This window comes from Pseudofrankia inefficax (genome assembly GCF_000166135.1).
Taxonomy (GTDB): domain Bacteria; phylum Actinomycetota; class Actinomycetes; order Frankiales; family Frankiaceae; genus Pseudofrankia; species Pseudofrankia inefficax.
Map to the genome: position 1 here is coordinate 4,463,824 of NC_014666.1, position 15,541 is coordinate 4,479,364.

Sequence of the window (15,541 nt, forward strand, 5' to 3'; positions counted from 1 at the left end):
AGAGCCGGCGCCGGGCCGCTGGGTTTCAGCCGGCGGCGGGTGGTGTGGGGGAGGCGTTGGCCGACTCGATCGGGACGCGGAGCTTGGGGCCGGCGCCGATCGAGTTGCGGGCCTCGATGTAGACGGTGACCCCGGCCGCGCAGTCCGCACCGTCCGCGGCCGTGGTGCAGTTCAGCAGGAAGGTCGGCGAGGTGCTGGTGGTGACGGTGGTGGCCGCACCGTTCCCGGTCACGGCGATGCGGTAGTCGACCTGGCTGTCGCCGCCGAGGTCCGCGGGCGGATCCCAGGTCAGGCGGCGGCTCCCCGGACCGGGAATGGTCTGGACGACGTTCCTGACCTGTCCTGGCGCCACGCAGCCGACGGCGTCGACCGGCGTGGACGGGGTCGAGCCGCCGGGGCCGACGGCGGTCACCGTGAACGAGCGGCTGGTGCAGTCGGGCACCTTCACGGCGACGGTGGTGCGCCCGGCGGCGACGGTCCTGGTCGCGAGGCCGGTGGCGGCGATCTGGTAGCTGGTGACCGCTCCGCCGTCGGGCTGGGTGATCGTCAGCGAGACCGCGCCCGACTGGGCCGTCGCCCGCAGGACCGGCTGGGCCGGCGCGCCAGCCGACGGCGAGGCGGTCGCGGTCGCCGACGGGGTGGCTGGCGACGTGGGCTCCGCCGAGGCGGACGGCCCGGGCCCGGTATTGCTTGACGGGTCCCCGGGCGCGCTCGCCGACGGTTCAGAGGTGAGCCCGACCGTGGGCCCGGAGTCGGCCCCGGTGTCGCTCGCGGGACTGCCATGCCCCGCCGACCGCAGCGCGACCGCGATTCCCGTGCCGGCCAGCACCAGCACGACGATGGCGGCGATCAGCAGCATGAGCCCACGGCGCGACCGGTCGGGGCGCCGGCGGCCGGCGGCACCCGGCGGCAGGACCCGATCCGGCGGCGGCGCCGAACCGGGTTCGGACCCTGGCAGGCTGGCCGGCCCCCAGGCTCGGGCGTCCGGCGAGCGGTGGGCGCGGCTGGCCGGCAGGTCGGTCCGAGTCTCGGCCACCGCGTCGTCGGCGAGGAAACGGTTGAGGACGGTGGGCTGGGCGCCGTCGTCGTCGGGCCCGCCGGGCACGTGTGTCGTGAGGTTGCGGTCCCAGTCCGGCGTCAGGCTCCACGTCGGCACGGACTCGTGGGTCCGCGGGCCCGACGTCGACGAGTCCGGGCGGCCCAGCCGGGGCAGCGCGGGCAGGCCGGAGAACGTCGGTTCCAGCGCCGCCAGGGTCGCGATGGCCTGGGACGCGGTCGGGCGGTCGTCGGGCTGCTTGGCGAGCATCGCGGCGAGCAGGTCCCAGAGCTGGTCGGCCAGGTCCGGGGGCCGCACGGGGGTCTCGTTGACGTGGCGGAGCAGCACGGCGATCGCGGGGCCGCCGACGAACGGCGGCTGGCCCGCGAGCAGCTCGTAGAACAGGCAGCCGGTCGAGTAGATGTCGACGGCGGGCGTGGTCGGCTGGGCGCTGGCCAGCTCGGGGGCCAGGTACGACGGCGTCCCCAGGATCCCGGTGCCGGTCGTCAGCGACGGGCCCTCCAGCTGGCGGGCGATGCCGAAGTCGGTGAGGACCGCGTCGTCCCCGTCGAGCAGCACGTTCTCCGGTTTGACGTCGCGGTGCACGACGCCGGCCTCGTGCGCCCGCCGCAGGGCGACCAGTACCTGGCCGGTCAGCCGGCCCGCGTCCGTCGGGGTGAGCGTGCCGCGGCGGCGCAGCAGGCCGCGCAGGTCGCCGTCGGGAAGGTAGTCCATGACGATGCCGACGCGGTCGTCCTCGGCGATGAGGTGCCGAATCCGGATGACGTGCCGGTCTGCGAGCCGGGCGACGACCGAGCACTCCCGCAGCAGCCGGGCGACCACCTGCGAGTCGTCGGCCAGTTCCTGGCGCAGCAGCTTGACGGCGACCAGCTCGCCGTTCGGGGTGACCGCGCGGCGGACCTCCCCGGTCGCCCCGCGACCGAGCACCGTGCCGATCCGCAGGTCGCCGAGCGCGAACTCGTCCTCGGCGGTCATCCCGCCCAGGCCCGCGCCCGCCCAACCGCCGTCCATCGGTTCCGCTCCCCTTGTGTCAACCCGCCAATCCTCCCATAGGCCCGATCCGGGCCTGGAGAACCGGTCGTCCGGGGCCGGGGCACCCGCCGGCCACGCCCCTGCGCTGGCGCGCGGCGGGACCGTAGTCTCCGATCAGGTGGGAGTCGTCGTGAGCGGAGGGTCCATGCAGACACGGCCGTTGGGCACGAGCGGGCCGGCGGTGTCCGTCGTTGGGCTGGGTTGTAACAACTTCGGAATGAAGATCGACGCCGTGGCGACGGCGGCGGTCGTGGGTGCCGCGCTTGACGCCGGGATCACCCATTTCGACACGGCCGAGATGTACGGCGGCGGGAAGTCGGAGGAGTACCTCGGCGCGGCCCTCGGGTCCCGGCGTGACGAGGTCGTCATCGCGACCAAGGTGCTGCCGCGCCCGGCGGACGAGCCCTACACCCCCGGCATTCTGCGTCGGCGCATCCTGGCGGGCTGTGAGGGCAGCCTGCGCCGGCTGGGCACCGACCGGATCGACGTCTACTACCAGCACTATGTCGACGCCGACGCCCCGAACGCCGAGGCCATGGACACGTTCAACGAGCTCGTCGAGGCGGGCAAGATGCGCCACCTCGCCTGCTCCAACGTCACGGGGCCGCAGATCGAGGAGCGGGCCTCCTACGCCGACGAGCACCGGGTCGCGCCGTTCACGGCGGCCCAGATCGAATGGAGCCTGCTGTCCCGGAGCGTCGAGGCGCAGATCGTGCCGGCGGCGGTGAAGGCCGGGATGGGGATCGTTCCCTACTTCCCGCTGGCCTCCGGCCTGCTCTCCGGCAAGTACCAGGCGGGTGTGCCGTTCCCGGCGGGATCGCGGCTCGCTGACCTGCCGTTCTTCGCCCGGACCGCGACCGCGGAGAACTTCGCCTACATCGACGCGCTGACGGCGTTCGCGCGGGAGCGGGGCCACACGATCCTGGAGCTGGCGATCGCCTGGCTCGCGGCCCAGACCGGCGTCTCCAGCGTCATCGCCGGGGCGACCAGGCCCGAGCAGGTCGCCGCGAACGCGGCGGCGGCCGCCTGGGAACTCACCGCCGCCGACCTGACCGCCCTCGACAGAATCCCGCCCCCGCCTGCGGCCGCCTGACGCCTGCCCGGCCCGGCGAGCGCTGCCCGGGCGGCACGTTGGTGGTTGTGATCGCCGTTTCGGCCCTGACATGGCCGTAGAAAGCCGCTGACAACAACCACGCGAGGGCCCAAACGGCGATCATGGCCCGGGAGCCGGGAGCCGGGAGCCGGGAGCCGGGAGCCGGGAGCCGGGAGCCGGGAGCCGGGAGCCGGGAGCCGGGAGCCGGGAGCCGGGAGCCGGGAGCCGGGAGCCGGCTACGGCCGGCTGGCCGGCGGTGGCTGGGCTCGGCTGGTGGGCTACTTCTCGACGCGGGCGGCGAAGACCGCGGCCTGGGTGCGGCTGGTCAGTTCCAGCTTGACCAGGATCGAGGAGACGTAGTTCTTCACCGTCTTCTCGGACAGGTGGATCCGGCTGGCGATCTGCCGGTTGGTGAGGCCCTCGGCGACCAGGTGCAGGATCTCCCGCTCGCGGGTGCCGAGCGCGGCGAGTTTCGGGTCCTGGGTCGGGCCCTCGCGCAGGCGGGTGAGGACACGCTGGGTGACGGCCGGGTCGAGCAGCGACCGGCCCGCGGCGATCGTGCGGATCGCGCCGATCAGGTCGGTGCCCTTGATCTGCTTGAGCAGGTAGCCGGCCGCCCCGGCCATGATCGCGGAGAACAGCGCGTCGTCGTCGTCATACGACGTCAGGATCAGGCAGCCGATCTCCGGATGCGCGGAGCGGATGTCCCGGCAGACGTCGATGCCGCTGCCGTCCTCCAGCCGGGCGTCGAGCACGGCGACGTTCGGCGCGGCGGCCGGCAGCCGCCGCAGGGCCTCGGCGGCCGTCGACGCCTCGCCGACCACCTGGATGTCGCCGGTGTCCTCGAGCATCTCGCGGATGCCGCGACGCACGATCTCGTGGTCATCCAGCAGGAACACCCGCACATCACTCATGATCCATACGATACCCGGTTCATCCAGCTCAGAGCGGCTCCTCGGGCCTGCCCCTGCCGTTCGGACCAGCCACTACGGGCTCCGGGACGGGCCGATCGGCCCGGTCGATGGGCCCACTCTACGGGCCAAAATGACCGCCCTGGCGGCCCGTGCGGCCCCTCGTTCCGACGGGCCGTTGGGGCGGGGCGCCTCATCGGTCGGGAATGGCGCAGGTCGAGAGGTCATGGCCGCGGCCACACCATCGGCTGGCGGCCGGGCGTGGGCCGGTGCCTGACCTTCCGACCGGCCACCGAGGTAACCGGGAAACGGACGCGCCCACCGGCCCGGCCCGGCCCGCCGGCCCGGGTGGACCGGGCTGGCGGACGAGTGCCGACGGGCGCGTCCGTGCGCGCCGGACAAGGCGCGCTCGGCGGCGTCGCTCAGGCGCCGACGCGGACCTTGACGGCGTCGGTCGCGGCGGCCCGCGAGGCGTGGAACAGCGGCTGGAACTCGGCCAGCGCCGGGTTGACGGTCGAGAGGGTCATGTGGACGTTGACGAACTCGACGTCGTCGGCGCCCAGCGACTCGACGATGTGGGTCAGGTACGGCGTCACGTGGTCCCAGCCGTCCTTCGGGGTGCCCGGCCCGTAGGACCCGCCCTGGGAGGTCACGATGGTGACCTTCTTGCCGTTGAGCAGGCCCGGGTTCGTGCCGTCGGCCATGGTCATGCCCGGGACGATGAGCTGGTCGAGCCAGGCCTTGAGGGTCGAGGCGATCGAGAAGTTGTACATCGGCGCGGTGAAGACCACCTCGTCCGCGGCGGCCACCTCGCCGATGTAGGTGCTACGGGCCTTGACGGCCTCGACCTGCTCCGGGGTCCGCTGGTCCTCGGGGGTCATCCCGGCGGAGACGGCGGTCCAGTCCAGGTGCGCCGGGGGCTGAGCCGCGAGGTCGCGGTAGGTGACGATCCCGTCAGGGTTCCGGGCCTGCCACTCGGCGACGTACTCGCGCGAGACCGCGCGGGAGACGGAGTTGTCGCCGGCGAAGCTCGACTCGATGTGGAGCAGGTGGGCCATTGGTGACTCCTCGTGAGGACGTTCGGGGCGCCCGCTGCCGTGCGGCTTGCCCCTAGATCGGCTATAGAACAGATCGTCTATCGAACAGATTAGTTGCTGCGCCGCTCATCGTAAACACTGACGAACGGAAGTCATTCCGGGGTACCCTCGTGCGATGGCGCAGCTAACGGGAGCCGGGGCCGACGAGGCCCTCAACGGCCCGTGCGCCGCGGAACCCGACTGTCCTCCCGCCAACGTCGACGCCCTGGTCACGGACGACATGGCCAGGGACCTCGGCTGGCTGGTCGGCCAGATCCAGCACGGCTACCTGGCCGCCGCGTCGGCGGCGGTCGACTCGGTGCCGGGCGGCCTGCGCGGCCTGTATGTGCTGGGAGCCTCACTCTGCGGCCGGGCGCCCAACCAGATCGAGGTCGCCCGCCGGTTCGGGATCGACCGAACGGTCATGGTCCACCTCATCGACCAGATGGAGGACGCCGGCCTCGTCGAGCGCCGGCCCGACCCGGCCGACCGGCGCGCCCGCATGATCGTCGGCACCGACCACGGCCGGGCCGCCTACGACGCGGCCCAGGACCGGCTGCGTCTCGTGGAGGACCACATCCTCGCTCCGCTGGCCGAGGATGAGCGGGGCTCGTTCGCCTCGATGGCTCGCCGTGTCGTCGAGCACCTGGTCTCCATCGATCCCACTCAGGCCGAGTCGGCCTGCCAGCGCGCCTCCGGCGAGCTGGACAAGCACGCTCCGCTCACCTGACTCCGGATCTTACGGTCGGCCGCCCGCGCCCGCGCGCCGTTTCGCGCGACGCAGACGCCCTTTCGGCGCGCGGATACTGGCTCGCGTGAGTGATCGCGACCCGCTGCCCCTGGCCGCCGACGAGGACGGTAACCTCCTGGTCGCGTTCCACCAGATCGCTGAGGACGCCGACCTCCGCGACGCCCCACTGCCCGCGTCCCTGCTCGCCCTCTGGACCGACGACGGCCGCCTCCTGCTGGTGTTCGACCGCCGTCGGCAGCGGTGGGAGCTGCCCGGCGGGCTGATCGACGCGGGCGAGACAGCGTGCGGCCCCTCGATCTGTACCTGGGACAGCTCGCCCGGCCACGTCTTGGGCGTCTGGCCTGAGTCCACGGGGGCGCCGCGAGTTGTCCACCCCCGTGGACTCAGGCCTGCTCTGGGGCCGCCTCGGGCCCGGCGCTCTCGGCGGCCTGCTCCGGCCCGTCGGACGGGGGGCTGACCGCGAGGCGGACGAGGTCCTCGAGGCTCAGCCCGTCGTCCAGGTGGTCGAAGCAGGCGACGAGCAGGGCCAGCGCCGCGGTGCCGAGCAGCGAGGTGCGCCGTTCGTGGTCGAAGACCCGGCCGTCGTCCTCGACCATCAGGCGTACCTGCATGCCCTCGGTGACGGCCGTCATGATGAAGTTGAGGTCCTCGATGGTGAGGCCGGCCCGGGGCTTCAGGCCGCGGGCGGCGGCCGCCTTCTCGTAGGAGTCCTGCCAGGCCTGGGTGCTGATCCGGTACATCTCCTGGACCGTCGAGCGGGCGATCTCGTCCCGGGCGGCCATCGCCGCGCCGATCAGCCACGTCCGCATCGCCGGGCTGTTCTGGCTGACGATCAGGTCCTGGTAGGCGGCGTCGTGGACGGCGCGGACGACGTCCTCGGCGTCGGCGAGGCGGTCGCGGGCCTCCGCGGTGCGGTCGGCGATCTCCTGCCAGTGCGCCCCGCGCAGGCTGTAGGACAGCACGTCGCGGATGAAGTCCGGCTGGTAGGGCCAGCGGTCGCGGAACGTGCCCTCCGAGCCGTGCAGCCGCTCGCCGCTGCGGGCGACCTCGTCGATCACGGCGCGCTGCGACAGCCAGCGGAACAGCGGCCGGTCCTCGGGGTCGGCCCCCTCGGCCGGGCCGAGCTGGGCGTCGATCAGCCGCCGCCCCGCCTCCAGGTACTCGCGGGTCAGCTCGTCGTTGGCGAGCAGCTTGCGTCCGGCGTCGGTCTTGCGCCGGGCGGCACGCATGAGTCCGGACAGGACGGGGGACAGGTCCTCGTCGGGCGCTTCCGTCACGACCGCTCTCCTTGGGCGAGGGCGCGGCACTATCACAGCGAGCACAGCCTAACAACGTCTCGGCGGCCGATGACGGCACATCCTCGGATATCCGAGGACGGGCATGGGAGCACGTCGCTGAAAGGACGCGACCGCGAGCTGGCTCGGCCTTTCGGACTACGCAAGGCTTAGCCCCGACGACGGGGCGTGGGGAACCCGCCACGTGGTCGTGGGCGCTGGGGGGTGTCCACGCAGGGAGGGCCGGCCGGGGCCAGCGTCTCAGACCTTCTACGGGGGGGATGGTCTGAGCCGCTGTCCCCGGTGGCTCGAAACGCTCACACTCATGATCCCCGCCGGCTCCTGGCGCCCGGCGGGGATCAGTCGTCTCCGGAGGCTTCGTCTCCGGGGGCTTCTGCCCGCCGCGCGGGCGCCCGTGGGCCTACAGGGCCGACTCGGTGACCTGGCCGGCCTCGACGTGCAGGCGGCGGGTGACGCGGACGGCGTCGAGCATCCGGCGGTCGTGGCTGACCAGCAGCAGCGTGCCCGGGTAGGTCTCGAGCGCGGACTCCAACTGCTCGATCGCCGGCAGGTCGAGGTGGTTCGTCGGCTCGTCGAGCACGAGGCAGTTGACCCCGACGGCCTGCAGCAGCGCGAGCCCGGCCCGGGTCCGTTCGCCGGGGGAGAGGGCACCCGCCGGCCGGGTCATCTGGTCGGCGGCCAGGCCGAACTTGGCGAACAGGGTGCGCACCTCGGCCATCACCCAGCCGGTGGCCTCCTCGGCGATCGTGAGCGTCGTCTTCTCGCCGCGGAACCGGTCCCGGGCCTGGTCGACCTGCCCGACGCGCACGCCCGAGCCGAGCGTCGCCGTCCCGGCGGCCAGCGGCACCCGGCCCAGCAGCGCGGCGAGCAGCGTCGACTTGCCGCCGCCGTTCGGCCCGGTGATGACGACACGGTCCGCCCAGGACAGCGTCAGGTCGACCGGCCCGAGCCGGAAGCCGCCCGCCGTGGCGGCCGGCTCCGCCGGGTACTCGACGACCGCGCCGGCCAGAGTGGCGACCACGTCGCCGGAGCGGGGCGCCGCGGCGATCGTCATCCGCAGCTGCCACTCCTTGCGCGGCTCGTCGACCTCCTCCAGCCGGTTCAGCTTCGTCTCCAGGTTGCGGACCCGGGACGCGCTCTTCGTCGCCGCCTCGATCTTGTAGCTGCGCACCGACCGGTCGTTGTCCGGGACCTTCCGCTTGGCCCGGATCGCGCCGCGCACCGACTGCTCGCGCTGGCGCTGCACCTGGGAGACCAGGCCGGCCCGGGTGTCCGCGTAGTCCTCGTAGCGTTCGCGGGCATGCCGGCGGTCGATGTCGCGCGCCTCCAGGTAGGCCTCCCAACCGCCCGCGTAGTGGGTGACGTCGCGGCGGTGCTGGTCGATCTCGGCGACGCTGTCGATCACCCGGTCGAGGAAGGCCCGGTCGTGGCTGACGACGACCAGCGCGCCGGAGATCCCGGTGACGAACCGTTCCAGCCGTTCGAGGCCGTCGAAGTCCAGGTCGTTCGTCGGCTCGTCGAGCAGGGTGATGTCGAAGCGGGACAGCAGTACCGCGGCGAGTGACCCGCGGGCGGCCTGGCCGCCGGAGAGCGCGGTCGTCGGCGCGTCCAGCGCGTCCGCGGGCAGGCCCAGCTCGGCGCAGACCTGCTCGGCACGCACATCGAGGTCGGCGCCGCCGATCGCGAGCCACCGTTCGAGGGCCACGGCGTAGGCGTCGTCGGCGCCGGCGCGGCCCTCGGTGAGCGCCTCGGTGGCCTCGTCGAGGGCGGCCTGCGCGGCGGCGACGCCGGTGCGCCGCTCCAGGAAGGCGCGCAGCGTCTCGCCGGGGCGGCGGTCCGGCTCCTGCGGCAGCAGGCCGACGTTGGCCGACGGTGGCGAGAGCTCGACCCGGCCTGCGTCCAGCACCGCCTGGCCGGCCAGGGACCGCAGCAGCGTCGACTTGCCGACCCCGTTGGGGCCGACGACGCCGACCCGGTCGCCCGGCGCGACAGTGAGGTCCACTCCGTCGAGGACCACCTGCCCTCCGCGGACGACGGACAGGCCAGAGGCGACAAGGGTGGCGGACACGCTCCTATTCTGCTCGCCGCCGAGAGCAGGCCCGCGGCCCCGGAGCAGGGCAGTGGGCCCCGCCCCGGGGCGGGATCGCGTGAGGGGGCTGTTGCCTGGCTCGGCTGGACGCTCGACGCCTCGCGAGGCGCAGTCTGGCCGCAGACCGCGGATCACCGGAAGGCCCACAAGATAGTCAACGGTGTTGACCTGCGCTCGACACCGATGTTGATCTTTAGGCGCTCAGAACCCCATAAGGCCCCTACGGGGCTCACAACAAACAGAGTCACCTTGGCCGTCACCGGCCGGGTGAACGCCTGCGCCGATGAGACCGCGGTCGCCCCGGCGAGGCCAGCCAGCCGCAGCCCGCCGGTCTCGCGTCCTGAGGGCGGCGGCTGGCTGGCGCGTTGGTCAGCCGATCCTGACGGGCGGCGGGGTGACGTCGTCCTCCTCGTCGAGGGCACCGCGCGGACGGCGGCCCTCGACGCCCGGACCGGTCTCGTCCTCCCGGTCGTCGTCGTCCTCGTCGTCGAGGCCGGTGAAAGGGTCCAGCGGGTAGTGCAGGACGGGCTGGGCGTCCCGTGGCAGGACCCAGCCGGGCTCCCAGGGCAGGTTGCCGGCGGGGTCGCACCAGATGACCTGGAGCGCGTCGACGGGCGGGCCGTCGGTGGGCTGGTAGCGGCGGTTGGCGGCGACGAGGAGGTCGCCGCTGTTGTCGGGGTCGACGTCGAGGAGCGCGAGGCGGGGCCAGCCGGGGAAGTCGGCGCACTGCTGGCGGGTACCGAGGCGCTGGCCGTCGCGGACGTGGTCGCACAGGACGTTCAGGATCCGCGCGGCGACGTGGGACCGTAGCCCCGTGATGATCAGTTCGGGATGCCGGTCGTAGGCCGTGAGGCCGACGGTGTACGCGAGGCGTGGCCGGCAGTGGAGGGCGGGGGCGGCCTGCAACGCCCAGCCGTGGGCGGCGATGGCCTCGTCGATCAGGGCGTCGTACCGGGTCTCGAACTGTTCGCACAGCTCGTCGAGGAGCCGCTCGGGGTCGACGAGCTGGGCGGGCCGAGCGGCGCCGCCGGCCGGGTAGCGGCCCGGGCTGGGGAAGGTGGCTGTCGGTCGCGGGTGGGGCCGGGGGCCAGGGTCGCGGGTGGTGGTCATGGCGTCTCCTGCTGTTGGCGGGAACGCCCCCGAGTGGTGCCGGCGGGCCGGCTGCGGTTCGTCCGGGGTGTGTCAGTGGGCCGTCTGGCCGCGGGTGGTGCCGTGGTCCTCCGATGGGTCACCGTAGTCGCTGGTGGCGGGGCCGGGAGGCTGGCTGTGGATACCGGAGCGCCGGCCACAGCGATCGCGGCCGAAGGGCCGGGACTGGGGTTCCGGTGGGCCCGCCGACCGGCGTGGGTGACCGGCCGGGGACCGGGTGTCTGGGAGCGGGCGCGGCGACCTGCGGAGCGTTGCCCCCTATGGCTTTCGGCCGCGCACCGCTCGGACGAGCCGGGCCGGATGGTGCCTGGTGCCGCCTCCGGCGAGCTTCGCCCGTTCCGGCGTCCCCATGATCGCCGATTCGGCCCTGGGATGGTCGTGTCCTGCGCTGTCGCACAGCCACCAGAGGGCGTAGTCAGCGGTCATGGCGACTCGGGCCCTGATCGAGCCAGGGCCAGAGCGGGCGCGGGTGGTTCAGCTTGCGGTGTCGGGGTTCAGGTCGAGGGCGAGGCTGTTCATGCAGTAGCGCTGCCCGGTGGGCTGGGGGCCGTCGGGGAAGACGTGGCCGAGGTGGGAGCCGCAGCGGCCGCAGCGGACCTCCGTGCGGACCATGCCGTGGGAGCTGTCGTCCACGAACTCGACGGCGTCCGGGGTGAGGGGAGCGTAGAAGCTGGGCCAGCCGGAGCCGGAGTCGTACTTGGTGTCCGAGGAGAACAGCGGGTTCCCGCAGGCGCCGCACTGGTAGGTGCCGGTCTCCTTGCTGTAGGTGTAGGCGCCGGTGAAGGGGCGCTCGGTGGCGGCCTGGCGCAGGATCTGGTAGCGGGCCGGGTCGAGGACGGAGCGCCATTCGGCGTCGGTGCGGGTCACCTTGTCGGCCGTGGCCGGCTCCGTCGTCCGGGCGGTCGCCGGGGCGGCGGGGTCGAGCTGGTCGCTCATGGTGTGTTCCTCCGTTCGGCGGGGTGGGTGGCGGCGGGGGCTGCCGGGGTCCGGAAGGCCTGGACGCTGTGTGCACTGGGTCGTGGCGAGTTTCCGGTCGCTCGGCGCATGGGGTGTAGCGGTGGCGGCGCGGGTGGCATTCCCGCGGGTCGGCTGGGTGACGGCCGGGGTGGTTGTCAGGGGGTGGCGTTGTCTGGGTCTGGGTTGGTGAGGGCGGGGAGCGCGGCGGCGGCCGCGCCGGCGCCGAGGAGGGCGGCGAGGGTGCCGGCGGCGGGGGCCAGGTCGCGGCGGGCCGTGGCGGTGGCGAGGACGGTGGCGTCGACGGCGTCGGCGATCAGGCCGGCCCAGACCCAGCTGTCGGTGGGCTGGCGGCGGCTGAGGGCGTGCAGGAGCCCGGCGCCGAGGGCGAGGTCGCGGCCGCCGAGGAGGCGGGCGGTCCAGGCGGTGCGTTCGGCGGTGACGCGGTCGACGCCGGTGGCGCGCAGGGCGGTGGCGGGGCGTGTGAGGGCGGCGACGCCGAGGCCGCAGCGGGCGAGGGCGAACAGGCCCAGGTAGGGGCGGACCCCGATACGCTGCGTGATGGCTGACATCGGCTGGACACGCGGTATGGCCACGGTCTCGTTACCGACCCTTCCGTTGTGGGAACGTCTCGGCTGGCCGGGTCGTTCAAACTGCTGAGACACGGGTAATCGACAACGCTCGGAGGGGTTTCTATGGGCGAACGCGTATTGCGGGGCAGCCGTCTCGGCGCGGTGTCCTACGAGACCGACCGCAGCACGGAGCTTGCGCCGCGGCAGACCGCGTCGTACGACTGTCCGAACGGTCACCAGTTCACCATGCCATTCGCGGCTGAGGCCGAGGTTCCCTCGGTCTGGGAGTGCCGTGTCTGCGGTGAGGCCTCGGTGATCGTGGACGGGGAACGGCCGGAGCCGAAGAAGGCCAAGCCGCCGCGTACGCACTGGGACATGCTGATGGAGCGCCGGACGACCGCGGACCTTGAGGAGGTCCTGGCGGAGCGGCTGGCCGTGCTGCGTGGCGAGGACCGTCAGGCTAGCTGAGCCTGGGCGAACCCGCCTGGGGACGAGGACGCGAAAGAGGGGCACGGCCGTGGCCGTGCCCCTCTTTCGCGTCCGGTGCTGTGCCGGCGAAGGTCGGCCCGTGGGGTGATCGCCGTCTTGGCCCTCGAGTGGTCGCGATTCGGGTCTTTTCGTCACCATTCGGGGGCCAGGACGGCGATCATGTTCGAGGTTCGGCGCGGGCGGGCGGGACCGGGAGGGCCGGCGTTAGCTGTCGCCGGTGGCGGTCTGCTGGACGGGTGCGTCGACGGTGGTGGCACCGTTGGGGCTGGCGCCGTTGGCCGTTGTGGGTACCGCGGCTCCCCCGGTTGGTGTGGCCTTGGTCACCTGTGGGGCGGGCGCCGTCGGGGTGACGAGGGCCGGCTCGGGGGTCGGTGACGGTACTTTCACCGGCGGTGGCGGCGTGGGGCGCAGCGTTCCCGGTCCGCGGCGGCCGGAGGCGACGGCCCACAGGGCGGTGCGCCAGAACGCCTCGACGATGATGGAGCGGCTCATCTTGGAGGCGCCGCGTTCGCGTTCGACGAAGGTGATGGGGACCTCGGCGACCTGGAAGCCCTGGCGCCAGGCGGTCCAGGCGAGGTCGACCTGGAAGCAGTAGCCCTGGGACTGGATCTGGTTGAGGTCGCGGGCGCGCAGCACGTCGGCGCGGTAGGCGCGGTAGCCGGCGGTGGCGTCGCGCATCGGGATGCCGAGGGCCGCGCGGACGTAGAGGTTGGCGCCGCGGGACAGGATCAGGCGGCTGCGCGGCCAGTTGCGGACCTTGCCGCCGGGGACCCAGCGGGAGCCGATGACGAGGTCGGCGGTGGCGAGCCGGGCGAGCAGCCGGGGCAGCTCCTCGGGCTGGTGGGAGCCGTCGGCGTCCATCTCGACGACGACGTCGTAGCCGTGGCGCAGCGCCCAGGAGAAGCCGGCGACGTAGGCGGAGCCCAGGCCGGACTTGCCCGCGCGGTTGAGGACGTGGATCTGGGGGTCCTCGCGGGCGAGCTCGTCGGCGATCTGGCCGGTGCCGTCGGGGCTGTTGTCGTCGATGACGAGCAGGTCGACGGTGGGGTTGGCCTCGCGGAGCCTGCGCGCCGTACGGGTGAGGTTCTCCCGTTCGTTGTACGTCGGCACGCAGACAACTACCCGGTGGGCGTCCACGCCGTTCCTTTCCTGTCCGCGGCCGTCGGGCCGGTGGCCTGTCCGCGGGTCGGCCTGGGGCCCGCGCGCGTCGTGCCGCGCGGGGGAGGCGTCTCGCGGGGTGCCGTCGTGGTCAGGGCCGGTGTGCCGCGGACCGGTGGTGGTCGCTGGCCGTGGGCGCCGGCGCCCGGTGGCGATTCCAGCAATAATGGCCGCCGCTCCCAGGGCGGTCGCGACCGCCTCCGGGATGGCGCCGACCCGGTCGGCGAGGGTGCGGGCGGTGCGTAGTGGCAGTGCGGCGGAGAGTATGCCGGGTTCGTAGAGGCCGGTCTGCGCGAGGACGGTGCCGTCGGGGTTGATGATCGCGCTCTGGCCGCTGGTGGAGACCTGGATGGTGGCGCGGCCGTGCTCGACGGCGCGGATCCGGGTCATGGCGAGTTGTTGCTGGCTTTCGCCCTTGCGGCCGAAGGAGGCGTTGTTCGTCTGGACGACGAGGAGGCGGGCGCCCTGGTCGACGGATGCGCGGACGTTGCCGTCGTAGGCGACCTCGAAGCAGATGACGTCGCCGATGACGGTGTGGGCGGCGGGCAGGACGGCGGGGCCGGTGCCGTGGACGAAGTCGTTGGGCATCTCGTCGGCGAACCGTTTGATCAGTTTCTGCAGGACCGACCGGCCGGGGAGGTACTCGGCGAACGGGACGGGCCGGTGCTTGACGTACATCTCGCCGCTGAAGCCGGTGGGGGTCCACAGGAGGCCGGCGTTGCGGACGTGGCCGCGGCCGGGGCCGTCGAGGACGGCGCCGACGAGGACGTCGGTGCCGACGGCCTGGGCGGCCTCGTTGAGGAGGTTCGCGGCGTCGGGGTTGAGGAACGGGTCGACGTCGGAGGAGTTCTCGGGCCAGACGACGAGGCCGGGGGCCGGGATGTTCCCGGCGCCGACCTGGGCGGCGAGTTTCAGGGTCTGGTCGACGTGGTTGCTGGTGACCTGGAGGCGCTGGCCGAGGGCGTCGTAGCCGCCGGGTTCGTGGACGCCGCCCTGGATCGCGGCGACCCGCAGGGTGCCGTCCTGGGCGCCGGTGGGCAGCGGGACGGCGAGGCCGGCGACGGCGAGGGCGAGGATGCCGACGACCGGCAGGAGGGCGCCGAGGGCGATCAGGCGGCCCGTCGGCCGGGCGGCGGGCGGCTGGTCGGCGGGGGCGGAGCCGGGGACGCCGAGGTGGCGGGTGAGTGCCGCGCGGCCGGTGGCGGCCAGGGTGGTGAGGGTGAGGGCGAGCAGGGCGCCGGTGGCGGCGACGGCGAAGGTGAGGGTGGGGGCGCCGGCGACGGCGGCGAGGGGCGTGTAGGGGCTGTGGGGCTGGCTGAACGCGAGGCGGCCCCAGGGGAAGCCGCCGAACGGTTCGCGGCCGCGCAGGGCTTCCTGGCCGATCCAGACGCAGCCGACGGCGGCCCAGGCGTACCGGGGCTTCAGGCGCAGGGCGAGGGTCGTCGCGGGTCCGACGATCGCGAGGATGGCGGCTTCGCCGGCGGCCAGGACGATCAGGGCGTCCAGGCCGACGTAGTCGACGAACCGCAGCAGTGGCAGGAAGAACCCGAGGCCGAACAGGACGGCGAGGCCGTAGGCGCCGCGTAGCCGGCGGCCGCGGACGAGCAGGGTGAGCCCGGCGACGGCGACGGGGGCGAGTGGCCAGGCGCCGACCGGGGGGAAGGCGAGGTAGAGCAGGAATCCGGCGGCGAGCGCGGCGGCGGCGCGCAGCGCGGTGGCCGGGTGGGGTGGCCGCGGCCGGCGGCGTCGGGTGCGTGCCGGGCCGCCGGGGTCTGGGCCGTCCGCGGGGAGGCCGGGGGCCGGCGGCGCGCCGGGCGCGGTGGCGGCGGGGGTCGGGCCGGTGGGCGCTGGGGCTGCGGACGGCGGTGTCACGGGTCCCAGTTTGCTAGAGGCGGGGCCGGCGGTGTGCCGGAGT

12 protein-coding genes are annotated in these 15,541 nt (G+C 73.8%); 3 read left to right on the forward strand and 9 right to left on the reverse strand.

Translation table 11 applies throughout. The annotated features are described in order from the left end of the window. Nucleotides 1–25: 25 nt before the first annotated feature. The gene (locus tag FRAEUI1C_RS36435; RefSeq protein WP_013424765.1) at nucleotides 26–2,068 is read right to left on the reverse strand and encodes a serine/threonine-protein kinase; all 2,043 of its coding nucleotides are present in this window, start codon (nucleotides 2,066–2,068) and stop codon (nucleotides 26–28) included. A gap of 166 nt (nucleotides 2,069–2,234) precedes the next feature. Here FRAEUI1C_RS36435 and FRAEUI1C_RS18070 point away from each other — a divergent pair, with 166 nt between their 5' ends. Next, on the forward strand, nucleotides 2,235–3,182 hold the full coding sequence (locus tag FRAEUI1C_RS18070) for an aldo/keto reductase (protein WP_013424766.1): 948 nt from the start codon (nucleotides 2,235–2,237) through the stop codon (nucleotides 3,180–3,182). A gap of 278 nt (nucleotides 3,183–3,460) precedes the next feature. Here the strand turns inward: FRAEUI1C_RS18070 and FRAEUI1C_RS18075 are convergent, their stop codons facing one another. Together FRAEUI1C_RS18075 and FRAEUI1C_RS18080 are read right to left on the reverse strand one after the other, a co-directional pair. Beyond that, nucleotides 3,461–4,096 (reverse strand): response regulator, encoded by a 636-nt coding sequence (locus tag FRAEUI1C_RS18075; RefSeq protein ID WP_041259463.1) that lies wholly within the window; start codon nucleotides 4,094–4,096, stop codon nucleotides 3,461–3,463. Nucleotides 4,097–4,515: 419 nt separating this feature from the next. Then, nucleotides 4,516–5,151, reverse strand: coding sequence for an FMN-dependent NADH-azoreductase (locus FRAEUI1C_RS18080; protein WP_013424768.1), 636 nt, complete (start codon nucleotides 5,149–5,151; stop codon nucleotides 4,516–4,518). Between the two features lie 154 nt (nucleotides 5,152–5,305). Here FRAEUI1C_RS18080 and FRAEUI1C_RS18085 point away from each other — a divergent pair, with 154 nt between their 5' ends. Then, nucleotides 5,306–5,899 (forward strand): MarR family winged helix-turn-helix transcriptional regulator, encoded by a 594-nt coding sequence (locus FRAEUI1C_RS18085; RefSeq protein WP_013424769.1) that lies wholly within the window; start codon nucleotides 5,306–5,308, stop codon nucleotides 5,897–5,899. 404 nt (nucleotides 5,900–6,303) lie between these two features. Here FRAEUI1C_RS18085 and FRAEUI1C_RS18095 read toward each other — a convergent pair whose 3' ends face one another. From FRAEUI1C_RS18095 to FRAEUI1C_RS18115, 5 genes are all read right to left on the reverse strand, one after another. Further along, nucleotides 6,304–7,197 carry a hypothetical protein gene (locus FRAEUI1C_RS18095; RefSeq protein ID WP_013424770.1) on the reverse strand — a complete coding sequence of 298 codons (894 nt, stop codon included), beginning with the start codon at nucleotides 7,195–7,197 and terminating at the stop codon, nucleotides 6,304–6,306. A 418-nt stretch (nucleotides 7,198–7,615) separates the two neighbouring features. Continuing rightward, entirely contained in the window at nucleotides 7,616–9,283 is a 1,668-nt protein-coding gene (locus FRAEUI1C_RS18100) for an ABC-F family ATP-binding cassette domain-containing protein (protein WP_041259467.1), read from the reverse strand. Nucleotides 9,284–9,673: 390 nt separating this feature from the next. Next, nucleotides 9,674–10,414, reverse strand: coding sequence for a DUF4262 domain-containing protein (locus FRAEUI1C_RS18105; protein WP_013424772.1), 741 nt, complete (start codon nucleotides 10,412–10,414; stop codon nucleotides 9,674–9,676). Nucleotides 10,415–10,927: 513 nt separating this feature from the next. Next, nucleotides 10,928–11,389, reverse strand: coding sequence for a peptide-methionine (R)-S-oxide reductase MsrB (gene msrB / locus FRAEUI1C_RS18110; RefSeq protein WP_013424774.1), 462 nt, complete (start codon nucleotides 11,387–11,389; stop codon nucleotides 10,928–10,930). Nucleotides 11,390–11,565: 176 nt separating this feature from the next. Then, complete coding sequence (locus tag FRAEUI1C_RS18115; RefSeq protein WP_013424775.1) at nucleotides 11,566–11,979, reverse strand: hypothetical protein; 414 nt, start codon at nucleotides 11,977–11,979, stop codon at nucleotides 11,566–11,568. Nucleotides 11,980–12,102: 123 nt separating this feature from the next. Between FRAEUI1C_RS18115 and FRAEUI1C_RS18120 the strand changes: the two genes are divergently transcribed. Then, nucleotides 12,103–12,447: an RNA polymerase-binding protein RbpA gene (locus FRAEUI1C_RS18120; protein ID WP_013424776.1), complete on the forward strand. Its 345-nt coding sequence runs from the start codon at nucleotides 12,103–12,105 to the stop codon at nucleotides 12,445–12,447. A gap of 225 nt (nucleotides 12,448–12,672) precedes the next feature. On the opposite strand, the gene lnt is transcribed toward FRAEUI1C_RS18120, so the two are convergent. Continuing rightward, a complete protein-coding gene (gene lnt / locus FRAEUI1C_RS18125) occupies nucleotides 12,673–15,498 on the reverse strand; it encodes an apolipoprotein N-acyltransferase (protein ID WP_013424777.1) in 2,826 nt (941 codons plus the stop codon). Nucleotides 15,499–15,541 lie beyond the last annotated feature (43 nt).

Bases quoted from the DNA above. Each gene is read 5' to 3' on its own strand.
- FRAEUI1C_RS36435 (WP_013424765.1), bottom strand. From the start codon at position 2,068: ATGGACGGCGGTTGGGCGGGCGCGGGCCTGGGCGGGATGACCGCCGAG.
- FRAEUI1C_RS18120 (WP_013424776.1), top strand. From the start codon at position 12,103: ATGGGCGAACGCGTATTGCGGGGCAGCCGTCTCGGCGCGGTGTCCTAC.
- msrB (WP_013424774.1), bottom strand. From the start codon at position 11,389: ATGAGCGACCAGCTCGACCCCGCCGCCCCGGCGACCGCCCGGACGACG.
- FRAEUI1C_RS18070 (WP_013424766.1), top strand. From the start codon at position 2,235: ATGCAGACACGGCCGTTGGGCACGAGCGGGCCGGCGGTGTCCGTCGTT.
- FRAEUI1C_RS18115 (WP_013424775.1), bottom strand. From the start codon at position 11,979: ATGTCAGCCATCACGCAGCGTATCGGGGTCCGCCCCTACCTGGGCCTG.
- FRAEUI1C_RS18085 (WP_013424769.1), top strand. From the start codon at position 5,306: ATGGCGCAGCTAACGGGAGCCGGGGCCGACGAGGCCCTCAACGGCCCG.
- FRAEUI1C_RS18105 (WP_013424772.1), bottom strand. From the start codon at position 10,414: ATGACCACCACCCGCGACCCTGGCCCCCGGCCCCACCCGCGACCGACA.
- FRAEUI1C_RS18080 (WP_013424768.1), bottom strand. From the start codon at position 5,151: ATGGCCCACCTGCTCCACATCGAGTCGAGCTTCGCCGGCGACAACTCC.
- FRAEUI1C_RS18075 (WP_041259463.1), bottom strand. From the start codon at position 4,096: ATGAGTGATGTGCGGGTGTTCCTGCTGGATGACCACGAGATCGTGCGT.